The organism is Streptomyces sp. HNM0575, assembly GCF_012726265.1.
Classification (GTDB): Bacteria; Actinomycetota; Actinomycetes; order Streptomycetales; family Streptomycetaceae; genus Streptomyces.
The window spans coordinates 453,479-466,609 of record NZ_JAASAG010000005.1 but is presented as its reverse complement, the minus strand read 5'-3'; the positions used below and the strand labels follow the sequence as shown (position 1 = coordinate 466,609).

Below are 13,131 nucleotides of genomic sequence, written 5' to 3'. Positions count from 1 at the left end.
GATCAGCAGCAGGCCATCGAGTTGCTGCTGGACAAGATGAAGCAGACCAAGTCCAACACCGAGTTCCTCCTCCAGATCCAGAAGACCACCCCCACACCCGGCAACGGCGGCGACTGACAGCGACTGACAGCAAACGACCGACTCCGCCACCGCCGCTGCCGTCCCCGCCTTCCGGCCCCCTGGCACGCGCCGCGCCCGCCCCGTCGGGGGCGGGCGCGCGGCGGCGGTACGGCTGCCGCCCGGGGCTCAGGACCCGGGAGTCCGAGCCCGGGCTTCAGGACTCGGCGGGCTCCAGCCGCACGGCGACACTGTTGATGCAGTACCGCTGGTCGGTCGGCGTCTGGTAGCCCTCACCCTCGAAGACGTGACCCAGGTGCGACCCGCAGCGGGCGCACCGCACCTCCGTGCGCAGCATGCCCATGGAGTGGTCCTCCAGCAGCTCCACGGCGTCGGACTGGGCCGGGTCGTAGAAGCTCGGCCACCCGCAGTGCGACTCGAACTTCGTGTCGGAGCGGAAGAGTTCCGCACCGCATGCCCGGCAGCTGTAGACGCCGGTGGTCTTGGTGTCGGTGTACTCGCCGGTGAAGGCGGGCTCGGTGCCCGACTCGCGCAGCACCCGGTACTCCTCGGGGCTCAGCTCGGCCCGCCACTGCTCTTCCGGCTTCTCGATCTCGTACGTCACGGCCCGTCGGCCTCCTTCGTCGGTCCCGGGTCCGGGGATCTCCCGGCGGCACTCACTGGGGCAGCCGGGCGAGGATCTCGGGGCCCAGCTCCGTCACGTCGCCCGCTCCCATGGTGAGAACGAGATCACCGGGGGCCGCCATTCCCGCGACGAGATCCGCGCCGTCCGCGCCCGTCGCCGCGTGCCGCACGTCGGCGCCCGCGGCACGCGCCGCGTCGACGATCAGCTCGCTGGTGACGCCCGGGATCGGGTCCTCGCGGGCCGGATAGATGTCGAGCACGACGGAGGCGTCGGCGAGCGCGAGCGACTCTCCCATCTCCGTGCCCAGCTCCTGTGTGCGGCTGAAGAGGTGCGGCTGGAAGAGGACGATGATGCGCCCGTCCCCCGCGCCGCCGCGGATGGCCTCCAGGTCGGCGGTCATCTCGGTCGGGTGGTGTGCGTAGGAGTCGATGACCTGGACGCTGTCGGCCTCGCCCTTGAGCTGGAGGCGCCGGCGCACACCGGTGTACGTGCCGAGCGCCTTCGCGAGCTCGTCGGCCGGAACGCCCAGCTCGGAGCCGGCGACGAGCGCGGCGACGGCGTTGTGCGCGTAGTGCCGGCCGGGCACGAAGACGGCGAAGGCCAGCTCCTCGCCGCCGAGGCGCACGGTGGTCTCGCTGGTCAGCCCGTGCGGGGTGACGTCGAGGATGCGTACGTCCGCGTCCTCGGCCTCGCCGTAGGTGCGCACCCGCACCCGCCCGCGCTCGCGCACCCGGCGGGTCAGCTCGCGGGCGCCCTCGTGGTCGGCGCTGACGATGAGCACGCCGCCGGGACGGATCCGGTCGGCGAAGGTCACGAACGAGTCGTAGATCTCCTCCATGGAGGAGTAGTTGGCGTGGTGGTCCAGCTCCACGTTGAGGACGACGGCCACCTCCGGCTCGTACTTGTGGAAGCTGCGGTCGGACTCGTCGGCCTCCGCGACGAAGATCTCGCCGCGCCCGTTGTGCGCGTTGGAGCCCGGCTCGTCCAGGTCGCCGCCGATCGCATACGACGGGTCGAGGCCGAGGGCGCCCAGCGCGACAGCGAGCATCGAGGTCGTGGTGGTCTTGCCGTGAGTGCCCGCGACGGCCAGCGGCCGGCAGGCGTCCATCAGCGCGGCCAGCGCGTCCGAGCGGTGCACGACGGGCACCCCGCGCTCCCTGGCCGCGGCCAGCTCCGGGTTGTCGGGCCGGATTGCGCTGGAGACGACGACGCCCGTGGCGTCCGGCGCGAGATGCGCCGCGTCGTGGCCGATGTGCACGGTCGCGCCCAGCCCGCGCAGCGCCGCCGCCGTCACCGACTCCCTGGCGTCGCTGCCCTGCACCCGGGCGCCGCGCTGGGCGAGGATCTTCGCGATGCCGGACATGCCCGCACCGCCGATGCCGATGAAGTGCGGGCGTGCGAGGTCCGCAGGGACCGTAGGGCTGGACAGGTCGGCTGCCATGCGGGCGCCTCCACAGGACTCGTACTCTCGCGAACGGGCGCGCCGTGCGCCGTACGGGACGTGACCCTGACCGAGACCGCTCGGCCTCACGTACCGCGACGTGCACCACGCGCGCTGCTCAGCCTATGCGTTGCCGGGGTGCGGCCTCGCCCGCGGGCGCATGCCGGGACGCGGAACTCCTCCCGCTGCCGCCGCGCAGGCCGCGCGCCCCTACGGCGTGTGCGCGAAGAGCTTCAGCACCGGGACGCCCACCTTGTGCCGTGCCCTCGTCGCCCAGTCCCGGTGGAAGAACTCCTCGACCAGATGCGGAGCCGTCAGCACGATGACCTCGTCCGCCTTGTGCCGCTCGACCGCCTCGGTGAGCACGTCCAGCGGATGGTTCTCGATGACGCTGCCCTCGGCGCGGGCGCCGGTCTCGCGCAGCAACGTCAGCGAGTGCTCGAGGGCGCGGGCGGCGGGCTGCCGCGTCTCGCGGTCATCGGATTCACTGCCCTCGCGCACGGCCTCGTCGAACTCGCCGAGGGCGACGTCGTCCAGTGCGCGCAGCAGCCGGTCCTGGTCGCCGCGGGGCTGGATCAGTACGACGAAGGAGACGGGCTCGTCACCGTGCAGCGTCGTGACGAGCTCCACATCGTCGGACACCAGCGGCTTCTCGATCATCAATACGGTCGTGAACACGGCGGTGCCCTTCTTCAACGAGGAGCCCGGGCTTCAACGGAGAGCCCGGGACTCCGGAGCGATCATCCTGCCAACGGTTGCCCACGTTCCGCGCAACTCACGCTCCCCGGGCGGCCGCGGATCGGTCCGGAACGGACTCTTTCTCCCCTCGACCCGCTGTCATCCGGCTGTCATTCCGCCGTCCGACCGCCGCCCCCGATCCGCGAGTACCGCGTGAACAGGAACCCGTCCTCCTCCAGTACCCCCGCGAGCCCGAACTCCACGGGAACCTCGACCTCCGGTCCGTTCACGATCCGCGAAGCCTCTCCGGCGGTGATGCGCGGCGCGACCGTGAGGCACAGCTCGTCAAGCGCTCCCCCCGCGATCAGCTGGCCCAGCAGCCTCGGGCCACCCTCGGTCAGCAGCCGCCGCAGTCCGCGCCCGGCCAGGGCGCGGGGCAGCCGGGCGGGGTCCACGGTCGCGCCGTCCCCGGCGAAGACGACGTCGGCGCCCGCCTCGCGCGCGGCCGCGACCCGGTCGGAGGGCGCACCCGCACCGGTCACCAGCAGCGTCGGTACGAGGGGGCAGGTGAACAGGGGCTGGGAGAAGTCCAGGTCCAGGCCCGCGCTGACGACCGCTATGGCCGGTGCCGGTCCCTGCCCCGCCTCCGCACGGCGCCGGGCGAAGACCTCACGCTCGCGAGGCGGTCCGTAGCCCTCCTGCCGTACGGTCTGCGCCCCCACCACGACCGCGTCCGCGAGACCGCGCAGCACGCCGAAGATGCGCATGTCGGCTTCGGAGGAGAGGGGTTGCGAGCGGCCGTCGTGGTAGGCGGCGCCGTCCAGCGAGGAGACCATGTTGGCGCGCAGCCAGACGCCGTCGCCGTCCGCGGCGGTGTCCGTCTCCGGGTAGGCGTAGGCGTCGGCGAGTGCGTCGATGCTCCACCGGGAGCCGGCGGGCGGGCCGGACGATTCGGAGCGGTCGTCGGCGGGCGGCGGGAACAGGCGTCGCATGGACCGCAGTGTGGCACGGGGTCCGGGCGCCCCGGCCGGGCGCCCGCACGGGAGTCCCGAGCCCCGCGCCCGGCGGTCCTTCGCGGGCGGGCTTCAGCGGAGGGCCATCGCCCGCGGGCCTCCACCGGTGGGCCTTTAGCATGAAAGGCGTGTCCCGTTCCCTCGACTCCGCACAGCCCTCCGGTCCCGCGCGCACCGGCGGCTCCCCCGCATACGGGCGCAGCCCCGACTCCGCTTCCGCCCCGGCGGCGGGCACGCCCGGAGAGGCAGGCGCACCGCTCTCCCTGACCGCACGCGAGCCGCGGGTGCCCGCCGAGCGGCTCGTCGCCGAGATGGTTCCGCCGCCGCGCTTCGACGCCGTCCGCTTCGAGACGTACGTACCGGACCCGGAGCGGCCCAGCCAGTCCGAGGCGGTGGGGACGCTGCGCTCGTTCGCCGCGGGCGTCGGCGGAGACGGCCGCGGCGGTGCCGGCGCGGGCGGAAAGGGCGGAACGGGCAGCGGCGGCGGCCTGAAGCGCTGGTTCCGGCGCGGCGGCGGCAGCGCGGGAGCGGCGGGCGCCCGCGGACCGCGGGGCATCTACCTCGACGGCGGCTACGGCGTCGGCAAGACCCATCTGCTCGCCTCCGTCTGGCACGCGGCCCAAGCGCCCGCGGAGCGCAAGGCGTTCGGCACGTTCGTCGAGCTGACCGATCTCGTCGGGGCTCTGGGCTTCCAGGAGACCGTGCGCACGCTGGGCGGCCACCGGCTGCTGTGCATCGACGAGTTCGAGCTGGACGACCCGGGCGACACCGTTCTCGTCTCCAGCCTCCTCGGCCGGCTCGTCGAGCAGGGCGTGGCGCTGGCCGCGACGTCCAACACGCTGCCCGGCAGGCTCGGCGAGGGCCGCTTCGCCGCCGCCGACTTCCTCCGCGAGATCCAGGGCCTCTCCGCGCACTTCCGTACGCTGCGCGTCGAAGGCGAGGACTACCGGCATCGCGGCCTGCCCGCCGCGCCCGAGCCGCTCAGCGCAGACGCCGTCACGCGCGCGGCGCACCGCACGCCCGGCGCCTCCCTCGACTCCTTCCCCGGGCTGCTGTCCCATCTGGCCGCCGTGCACCCGAGCCGTTACGGGGCGCTCGTCGACGGTCTCGGCGCCGTCTGCCTGACGGACGTCGGGCCGGTGCCGGACCAGTCGACGGCGCTGCGGCTGGTGGTGCTCGCGGACCGGCTCTACGACCGGGAGCTGCCGGTGCTGGCCTCGGGATCCCCGCTGGACGAGCTGTTCGGCAAGGAGATGCTCGAAGGCGGCTACCGGAAGAAGTACTTCCGGGCGATCTCGCGGCTCACCTCCCTCGCGCGGGACGGCGCACGGCTCGCGGACCACTGAGCGAGACCGGGGCCCGGGGGGCCGGGACCCGGGGGCCGGACCGGGACCGGCACGTGTGCGCCCCGCCCGTACGCGCGTAGACGCCGCTGCCGCGGCTAGTGCCCACGCGGCCGTCCGCATGGTAGACACACGGGACATCTGCCCGGCCGACAGGGAGTTCCGGATGACGACACGACGTCAAGTGCTGGCAAGATCGGGCGCGTTGGGAGCGGGCATCGCCTTCTCGGGTGCCCTTTCGGAATTGTTCACGGGTACGGCGGCCGCCCAGGGAACCGGCGGCCGCTCCGGCTACGGGCCGCTGATCGAGGACCCCGACGGCGTCCTCGATCTGCCCGAGGGCTTCAGCTACAAGATCCTCTCCCGCGAGGGCGACGACCTGCGCTCCGGTGAGGGCAAGGTGCCCAGCCACTGCGACGGTATGGCCGCCTTCGCCGGACCGCACGGCCACGACGGCCGCCACGGCTCGACGTGGCTCGTACGCAACCACGAGAACCGGATGGACGCGGAGAACGGCGTCCCCACCGTCGACGGCCTCACCTACGACCCCGCCGCGCTCGGCGGCTGCACCGTCCTCGAACTCGACGGTGACAACGAGGTCCGCCAGGAGCGCGTCGGCATCGCCGGCACCTCCACCAACTGCGCAGGCGGACACAGTCTTTGGGACACCTGGCTGACCTGCGAGGAGACCGAGTTCAAGGCCGGTGAGGAGGGCTACACCAAGGACCACGGCTTCATCTTCGAGGTCGGCTTCCGCAAGGACCGGCCGACCTCCACCGAGCCGCTGAAGGCGATGGGCCGCTTCCAGCACGAGGCCGTCGCCTTCGACCCGCGCAACGGCGTGGTGTACGAGACGGAGGACGCCTTCGAGAAGCCGTTCGGGCTCTTCTACCGCTTCCTGCCCGAGAAGCCGCTCGGCGGTTACGGCTCCCTGCACGCCGGCGGAAGGCTCCAGGCGATGCGGGTGCCGGGCGTGCCCGACCTGTCCGTCGTACAGGAGCCGGGCACGGGCTTCGAAGGCATCGAATGGGTCGACGTGCCCGACCCGCTAGCCAAGGAGACCGCGATCCGCTTCCAGGACTTCGGCAAGGGCGGCATCACGCACGCCCAGAAGCTGGAGGGCTGCTACTGGGGCGGCAAGTCGGTCTACTTCGTCTCCAGTTACGCCAAGAGCGAGGAGGGCTCGAAGGCCGACCACTACGGCCAGATCTGGCGCTACGACCCGAAGCACAAGAAGCTCACGCTCGTCATCGTCTTCGGGCCCGACACGGATCTGAACCTGCCGGGCGAGGAGCCGGACAACATCTGCCTGGCCCCGAGCGGCGGGCTCATGGTGTGCGAGGACGGCGAGGGCGCACAGCACGTCTTCGGCCTCACCAAGGAGGGCGCCGTCTACCCGATGGCGCGCGGGAGGCAGGACGTCGGTACGCCGGAGGAGCCCGCGTGGGGCGAGTTCGCGGGCGTGACCTTCTCTCCGGACAACCGGACGATGTACGTCAACTGCTATGACCCGGGCACCACGTTCGCGGTGACCGGTCCCTGGAAGCACTGAACCGGGGGCGGCACTGAACAAGGGGTGCCACTGAACAAGGGGTGCCACTGAACAAGGGGGCGGCGCGACCGGGTTGAGACCCGGCGCCGCCCCTTCGCCCCCTTCTCCGGCCGTGCGGCCCGGGCCCCTCTCGGGGGGGGCACCGGGCCGTACGGGGTTCCCGGGGCGGCGGCGCGGCTCCCGCACGGCCTCAACTCCGCCTGGACGCCTGCCGGCAGGCGAAGCCCACGGCCGCCGCCGCGACGGCGACGGAGAGACCGGCCGGCATCCAGGGCACGGTCACCGTTCCCGTATGGGAGCCCGTCACCAGTCCGGAGACCGCGGCGTTCGCGGGCGAACCGCCCGCCACCAGCACCAGCAGCGCGGCAACCACCGCCGACGGCACGGCCACGCCCGTGCTGCGCAGCACCGGACGGCTGCACAGCGCACCGACGGCCGTGCCGAAGAGCGCGCAGGCTGCGACCGCGAGCAGCCCGGCGCCCGCCGCCTGCGGCAGCGGCACCTCGACATGCCCCTCGGAGCTGTGGGGTTCGCTGACCGCAACCGCGTAGAGCGTCGCCGCGGCGCCGAGCACGCACGCGGCGAGCAGCGCCGTCAGCACGCTCGCCAGATGTACGCGCCCCGGTCCCGCGGCCGCCGCGGTGCAGTGCCGGGCCGCGGGCGGTTCGCCGCTCACGCAGACCCGTACGAGCCACACGGCCACGGGCAGCAGCGCGGCGGCCGAGTAGCCGAGCGCGTCCAGCAGCGGCCTGCCCCACTGGACGCCCAGGCCCAGGAACGCCGCGTACAGCAGCAGCGGCGGCAGCCACCGCTGGGACCGCACGAGCAGTTCGGTCTGGTAGGCGAGCAGCGCCTTCACGGGGAGGCCTCCTCGACTGCGACGGAACGGATGTGCCAGTGCCCGGCGAGCAGGCTCCGCAGCAGCGCGTCGGAGTACGGGGCCGAAGCCGTCAGCACCGTGGCCCCGTCGGGGGTCCGCTCCGTGCGCGGGGCGCCCGGCAGCCCGGACGGCAGCGCGGCGCCGGGCGGGCCCTCGGCCTCGATGCGCACCCGCGGTCCGTCCGCGGGGACGCCGGCGTGGCCCGGCGGCACAAATCCGGCGACCTCTTGCACACCGCCGTGCTCGACCCGGTACGTCACATCGGCGGCACCGGCCAGCCGCGCGGGATCGTGGTCGACGAAGACGACGGTGCCGCCCTCCGCCACGCGTTCGGCGACCGAACGGTCCAGCACGGTACGGGCGTTCTCGTCCAGCCCCGTCCAGGCCTCGTCCAGGACGAGCAGGGCGGGGCGGGCCATCAGCGCCTGCGCGACGGCGACCTTCTGGCTGCTGCCCTTGGAGAGTTCGGCGAGAGGCGTGCGCGCGTAGGACGCCGCCCCGAAGCGCTCGAGCCATTCGCGGGCCTCGTCCGCGGCCGCGTCCCGTCGCAGCCCGTGCACCGTGCCCATGCGGGTGAGATAGCCGAGAGCGGTCAACGGCATGGCCGCCGGGAAGCGTTCGGGCACATAAGCGCTCTGCGGGCGGCCGGTGATCCGGCCCGCGCTGGGCGCGTCGATGCCGGCGAGCAGCCGCAGCAGCGTGGACTTTCCGCTGCCGTTGGCGCCCTGCACGCGCACCAGTCTCCGCCCGGGTAGCGACAGGCCGACGCCGCGCAGGACCCAGCTCCCGCGCAGACCGTAGCGGCGGCCGACTCCGTCCAGTCTCATACGAGTTGACAGTAGCGGAGCCCTGGCAGACTGACCTGGTGAGCGACGCAGGACAGGACGTACGTAAGGGCACGGGCCGCGAGGCGGGGCGCGCCTCGGACCGGGAGACGGGCCAGGAGCCGGGGAAGGACGCCGGAACACACCCGGAGCGGGCCCCGCGGGGACAGGCACACGAACCGGAGCAGGCGCGGGAGTTCGCGCTTCCGCTGGTCGTACGGCTGGAGCGCGGCACGCCCCCGCACCGTACCGACGCCCTGGAGACGGCAGCCCGCGCGGTCCTCACCCTCCTCGCCGACGAACGCTCCGCGGACGGCGGCGAGTGGTCGGAACGGGTGCGCAGCTGGGAGGACACCGCCATCCGCAAGGTGGTGCGGCGTGCGCGCGGCGCGGAGTGGCGCCGGGCGGAGGCGCTGCCGGGGATCACGGTGACGGGCCGTACCGCCGAGGTACGGGTCTTCCCGCCCGTGCCCGTCGGCGACTGGCCGAGGGACCTGGCCCGTTTGCAGGTCTCCGGCACCGAACTGACCGATCCGGAGCCGCCCCCGGCCCCCGCACCCGCGATGCCGGTGATGTGGCTGGCGCCGGATCTGGAGATGTCGGCGGGCAAGGCGATGGCGCAGGCGGCGCACGGCGCGCAGCTGGCGTGGTGGCGGCTGCCGGACGCGGCGCGGAAGCGGTGGCGCGAGGCGGACTTCGCCCTCGCCGTGCGCACGGCGAGCGGTGTCCGGCAGTGGTCGCGCCTGCTGGAGTGCGGGCTTCCGGTCGTACGGGACGCGGGGTACACCGAGGTCGCCGCCGGCTCGGTGACGGTGGTGGCCGACTTCGCGGGGCTGCTGGACGTGGACGCCCGGGGCTGAACGGGACGCGAACCTCAAATACGGCTCTGAATACGCGGCTTGGCGGATTCGGCCGCCCGCCGCGTGGCAGAAGCACGGAGACGGCGAGCGTACCGCTCGTATACAGCACGTATGCGCAGCCGCCCCGGCACCGGCCAGGCACCGGCACCGGCGGGCACGGCACCACACCGCGGTCTGCCGACCGCCGGGGAGACACAGCACGGAGAAGGAGGGGGGCGCACATGGGGACGACCGGCACCAGGGTGCGGCTGGGCACCGGCATCGGCTGGCGGCCCGAGATCGCGGACGGCATAGCGGCGCTGCCCGGCATCGACTGGGTCGAGGTGGTCGCCGAGAACGTCTGCCCGGATCCGGACCATCTGCCCGACGGGCTGCGGCGCCTGCGCGAGCGCGGCACGACCGTCGTCCCGCACGGCGTCTCCCTCGGAATCGGCGGCGCCGAACTCCCGGACCCCGCACGGCTGTCGGCCCTGGCCGAGCGCGCCGAGGCGCTGGACGCGCCGCTCGTCACGGAGCACATCGCCTTCGTGCGTGCGGGCGGGCCCCCGACCGGCGTGCCGCGGATGGAGGCGGGCCATCTGCTGCCGGTGCCCCGCACCCGCGACGCCCTGGACGTGCTGTGCGAGAACGTACGCGTCGCACAGGAAGCACTGCCGGTGCCGCTGGCTCTGGAGAACATCGCGGCCCTCGTGGCATGGCCCGGCGAAGAGCTGAGCGAGGGCGCCTTCCTCGCCGAACTCGTGGAGCGTACGGGCGTGCGCCTGCTCATCGACGTCGCCAATCTGCACACCAACCACGTCAACCGCGGCGAGGACCCGTGCGCCGCGCTGGACGAACTGCCCCTGGACGCGCTGGCGTACGTGCACGTGGCGGGCGGCTTCGAACGGGACGGCGTCTGGCACGACAGCCACGGGCACCCCGTCACCCGGCCCGTGCTGGATGTGCTCGCGCAGCTGCGCGCCCGTACGGAGCCGCCGGGCGTGCTGCTGGAACGGGACGAGAACTTCCCACCCGTGAGCGAACTCGCCGAGGAGCTGGAGAGCATCCGCTCCGTGCTCCAGGACACCGCTCCGGCAAGGGAGTTGAGGGAGCCGAGGGAGCCGGGCACCTTGCCCGCAGGGGGCGCTGGTCCCGGAGAGGAGCGCCGCGGGCGCGCCACCGCCAGCGCCGCAACGGAGACCCGGCAACGCCCGGCGCAGGCGCAGGACCGGCTCGCGCAGGCACGGGAACGCCTCGCGCGGGCGGAGGCCGGGCTGCTCGCCGCGCTCGTCGCGGACGCGCCCGCGCCGGAGGGCTTCGACCGCGAACGGCTCGATGTGCAGCGCCGTGCGCTGGCCGCCAAGCGGCGGGACGTGGTGGCCAAGGTGGCACCCGAACTCCCGTCGATCCTGGGCGAGAAGACCTTCCGCAGCGCCTTCGCCGCGTACGCGCGCACCGTTCCCCTGACGGGCGGCTACCGGCGCGACGCGCTGGACTTCGCCGCGTACACGCTGGACGAGGGCGCCGCGGGCGGACGGCGGACGCACGGAAGGCTGCGGACCTGGTGGCTTGAGCGCTCCGCGCCCGAGCCGCCGCCCGGCGGCCGGGTGCGGCGCATGCTGCACCTGACGCGGGAGCGCGTCCGCATGCACCGCTGACCACGGGCTCGCCGCCACCGGCTTCCACTGCCATGAGGGCCCACCGCGGTAAAGGGCCTACCGCCCTAAGGGACGGGAGCCCACCGCCGGGCCGCCCCGCCGCATTTCGCACGGCAGCGCCCACACTCCCCGCTTCGTGCGCATCACCCCCGACATCCGCCCGGGGTGCTTTACTTCGCCAACTCCCGTACGGAGCATGCGCGTTGCAGGTGTGATCACACGCTGCGCACGGACGCTCACGCACGGCACTGCTCCGAGGCCCCTGGTACGGCCGTCGGCCGACCCCTTCCCACCCTCCGGGCGCCCGTTCGCACCACGACAGGAACGAGGCACCCGGTGCGCTCAACCGCCTTGTACGGCACGCTCGGTGCCCTCGCCCTCACCGTCATGACCGTCGTCCCGGCAGGCCCGGCAGGCCCGGCCGGTCCTGCCGGTCCGGCCGGTCCGGCAGTCGGTGGCCCCAGCACGGCCTGGGGCAGGGGCACGGGCACAGCCGCGGCCAGCGCCACCACCGCTTCCGCAGCCACCAGTTCAGCAGCCACCATCACGACCGCACACGACGGTCTGCCGCTGCCCCTCCGCGACGCCCGCGCGGCCGTCGGCACGGCGATCGCAGCCGAAGCGGCGGCCGAGGCGGGCATCGACTGGTCGCGCTGCCCCGCTTCCGAGGAGCTTCCCGCGTACGCCGAGTGCGGCAAGGTCGACGTGCCGGTCGACTACGCGGACCCGGACGCCCGGAAGATCGCCCTCACCGTGAGCCGTAAGCGCGCGACGGGCCCCGCCTCCGTCCGGCAGGGCCCGCTCCTCCACAACCCGGGCGGCCCCGGGGCCGACGGCATGGGCTTCCCGCTCCACCCCACCCTGCGGGGCGGAGTGTGGAAGAAGCTCAACCGCGCCTATGACTTCGTCGGTTACGCGCCCCGCGGCGTCGGACGCTCGGCCCCCCTCCGGTGCCGGGGCCCGGAGCACACGCGCCGAACAGCGGCCCGCGGCGCACGGGCTGGGAGCGCGGAAGCGGAAGCGGGTGCGGAAGCGACGGCCGTGCCACGCTCACCCCGTACGCCCTCCGCCGCGTTCAAGCGCGAACTTCGCGCTCAGGCGGCCGCGTTCGCGAGGGCCTGCGCCCGCCGGTACGGCGACACGCTCGCCCACTTCACCACCGCCGACAACGCCCGCGACCTCGACGTGCTGCGAGCCGCCCTGCACCAGGAGAAGCTGAGCTTCTTCGGGACGTCGTACGGCAGTTACCTCGGCGCCGTGTACGCCGCCCTCTTCCCCGGCCACGTGCGCCGCCTCGTACTCGACGGCGTCGTCGACCCGCGTCCGCACCGGATCTGGTACGGCGACGCGCTCGCCCAGAGCAGCGCGTTCCAGCGCCGCTGGCGGGACTTCACGTCCTGGACCGCGCGCCGTCACTCCGTCTACGGTCTCGGCCGCACCCCGCGATCGGTACAGCGCCACTTCGACACGGCACGAGCCGCCCTCGACCACGACCCCGCCGGCGCCGCCGATTCACCGGGGGGCCAAGGCGCCGGGCTGCAACTCCTGCGCGCCGCTCTGCGAGCCGGCCACGACCAGGGGAGCTGGCCCCGACTCGCCCTGGCACTCGCCGAGTTCAGCCGGGGAGACCCTGATGCGCTGACCCGGATCGCGGCCCCCGACCCGCGCACGGAGGCCGAGCGCGACAACAGCGACTCCGTCTACAGCGCCGTGCAGTGCTCCGAGGGCCACTGGCCGCGGCGGTGGCCGCGCTGGGACCGTGACAACACCGCGATCGGCGGGGCCGCGCCGTACCAGACGTGGGAGACCGTGCGGGCCGACCTGCCCTGCGCGTACTGGCGGGGCGTGCGCTCCAGGCCCGTCGACGTACGCACCGCGCCGGGCGAACTGCCGCCGGTGCTGCTGCTCGCGTCGACCCGGGACGCCGCCACACCGTACGAGGGCGCCGTCGAGACGTGGAAGCGGCTGTCCGGCTCGTCCCTCGTCACCGAGCGGGGCGCCGTCACGCACGGCGTCGCGGGCGGAAACCGGTGTGCCGACGCTCATCTCGCCGTGTACCTGCTGGACGGCCGCACGCCCGGCCGCGCCGCGGAATGCGCGGCCAGACCCGCACCACGGGCCGCGGCCCGGCCCGGCTCCGAGGACGTGCCCTAGACGAGCCGAGCCCCCGAACCGGCCGTGACCCGGACCAACCGTGCCC

General features: G+C 73.9%; 11 protein-coding genes. 5 read left to right on the top strand and 6 right to left on the bottom strand.

Going from position 1 to position 13,131, the window contains the following annotated elements:
• Window positions 1-274 precede the first annotated feature (274 nt).
• The 4 genes from msrB to HCC61_RS15535 form a co-directional block, all read right to left on the bottom strand.
• On the bottom strand, window positions 275-682 hold the full coding sequence (msrB, locus tag HCC61_RS15550; protein ID WP_169136027.1) for a peptide-methionine (R)-S-oxide reductase MsrB: 408 nt from the start codon (window positions 680-682) through the stop codon (window positions 275-277).
• 52 nt (window positions 683-734) lie between these two features.
• On the bottom strand, window positions 735-2,144 hold the full coding sequence (gene murC, locus HCC61_RS15545) for a UDP-N-acetylmuramate--L-alanine ligase (RefSeq protein ID WP_169136026.1): 1,410 nt from the start codon (window positions 2,142-2,144) through the stop codon (window positions 735-737).
• A gap of 210 nt (window positions 2,145-2,354) precedes the next feature.
• Window positions 2,355-2,822 carry an indole-3-glycerol phosphate synthase gene (locus HCC61_RS15540; protein WP_169136025.1) on the bottom strand — a complete coding sequence of 156 codons (468 nt, stop codon included), beginning with the start codon at window positions 2,820-2,822 and terminating at the stop codon, window positions 2,355-2,357.
• A 170-nt stretch (window positions 2,823-2,992) separates the two neighbouring features.
• Window positions 2,993-3,814, bottom strand: coding sequence for a pyrimidine reductase family protein (locus HCC61_RS15535; RefSeq protein WP_169136024.1), 822 nt, complete (start codon window positions 3,812-3,814; stop codon window positions 2,993-2,995).
• Between the two features lie 284 nt (window positions 3,815-4,098).
• On the opposite strand from HCC61_RS15535, the gene zapE reads away from it, so the two are divergent.
• Window positions 4,099-5,181, top strand: a complete 1,083-nt coding sequence (zapE, locus tag HCC61_RS15530) for a cell division protein ZapE (RefSeq protein WP_240969032.1) — start codon at window positions 4,099-4,101, stop codon at window positions 5,179-5,181.
• Between the two features lie 163 nt (window positions 5,182-5,344).
• Entirely contained in the window at window positions 5,345-6,730 is a 1,386-nt protein-coding gene (locus HCC61_RS15525; RefSeq protein WP_169136022.1) for an alkaline phosphatase PhoX, read from the top strand.
• 190 nt (window positions 6,731-6,920) lie between these two features.
• Here the strand turns inward: HCC61_RS15525 and HCC61_RS30220 are convergent, their stop codons facing one another.
• Window positions 6,921-7,589 carry an ABC transporter gene (locus tag HCC61_RS30220; RefSeq protein ID WP_346777214.1) on the bottom strand — a complete coding sequence of 223 codons (669 nt, stop codon included), beginning with the start codon at window positions 7,587-7,589 and terminating at the stop codon, window positions 6,921-6,923.
• Window positions 7,586-8,437, bottom strand: a complete 852-nt coding sequence (locus HCC61_RS30215; RefSeq protein ID WP_206322506.1) for an ATP-binding cassette domain-containing protein — start codon at window positions 8,435-8,437, stop codon at window positions 7,586-7,588. The genes HCC61_RS30220 and HCC61_RS30215 overlap by 4 nt, the downstream gene beginning before the upstream one ends.
• Window positions 8,438-8,475: 38 nt before the next feature.
• Between HCC61_RS30215 and HCC61_RS15515 the strand changes: the two genes are divergently transcribed.
• The 3 genes from HCC61_RS15515 (at window position 8,476) to HCC61_RS15505 (ending at window position 13,085) form a co-directional block, all read left to right on the top strand.
• Window positions 8,476-9,294, top strand: a complete 819-nt coding sequence (locus HCC61_RS15515) for a peptidyl-tRNA hydrolase (protein ID WP_169136021.1) — start codon at window positions 8,476-8,478, stop codon at window positions 9,292-9,294.
• Window positions 9,295-9,515: 221 nt separating this feature from the next.
• On the top strand, window positions 9,516-10,931 hold the full coding sequence (locus HCC61_RS15510) for a DUF692 domain-containing protein (RefSeq protein WP_206322505.1): 1,416 nt from the start codon (window positions 9,516-9,518) through the stop codon (window positions 10,929-10,931).
• Between the two features lie 336 nt (window positions 10,932-11,267).
• Window positions 11,268-13,085, top strand: a complete 1,818-nt coding sequence (locus HCC61_RS15505) for an alpha/beta hydrolase (protein ID WP_346777213.1) — start codon at window positions 11,268-11,270, stop codon at window positions 13,083-13,085.
• Window positions 13,086-13,131 lie beyond the last annotated feature (46 nt).

Coding starts and splice junctions, on each gene's coding strand:
- murC (WP_169136026.1), bottom strand. CDS start 2,144: ATGGCAGCCGACCTGTCCAGCCCTACGGTCCCTGCGGACCTCGCACGC.
- HCC61_RS15535 (WP_169136024.1), bottom strand. CDS start 3,814: ATGCGACGCCTGTTCCCGCCGCCCGCCGACGACCGCTCCGAATCGTCC.
- HCC61_RS15525 (WP_169136022.1), top strand. CDS start 5,345: ATGACGACACGACGTCAAGTGCTGGCAAGATCGGGCGCGTTGGGAGCG.
- HCC61_RS30215 (WP_206322506.1), bottom strand. CDS start 8,437: ATGAGACTGGACGGAGTCGGCCGCCGCTACGGTCTGCGCGGGAGCTGG.
- HCC61_RS15510 (WP_206322505.1), top strand. CDS start 9,516: ATGGGGACGACCGGCACCAGGGTGCGGCTGGGCACCGGCATCGGCTGG.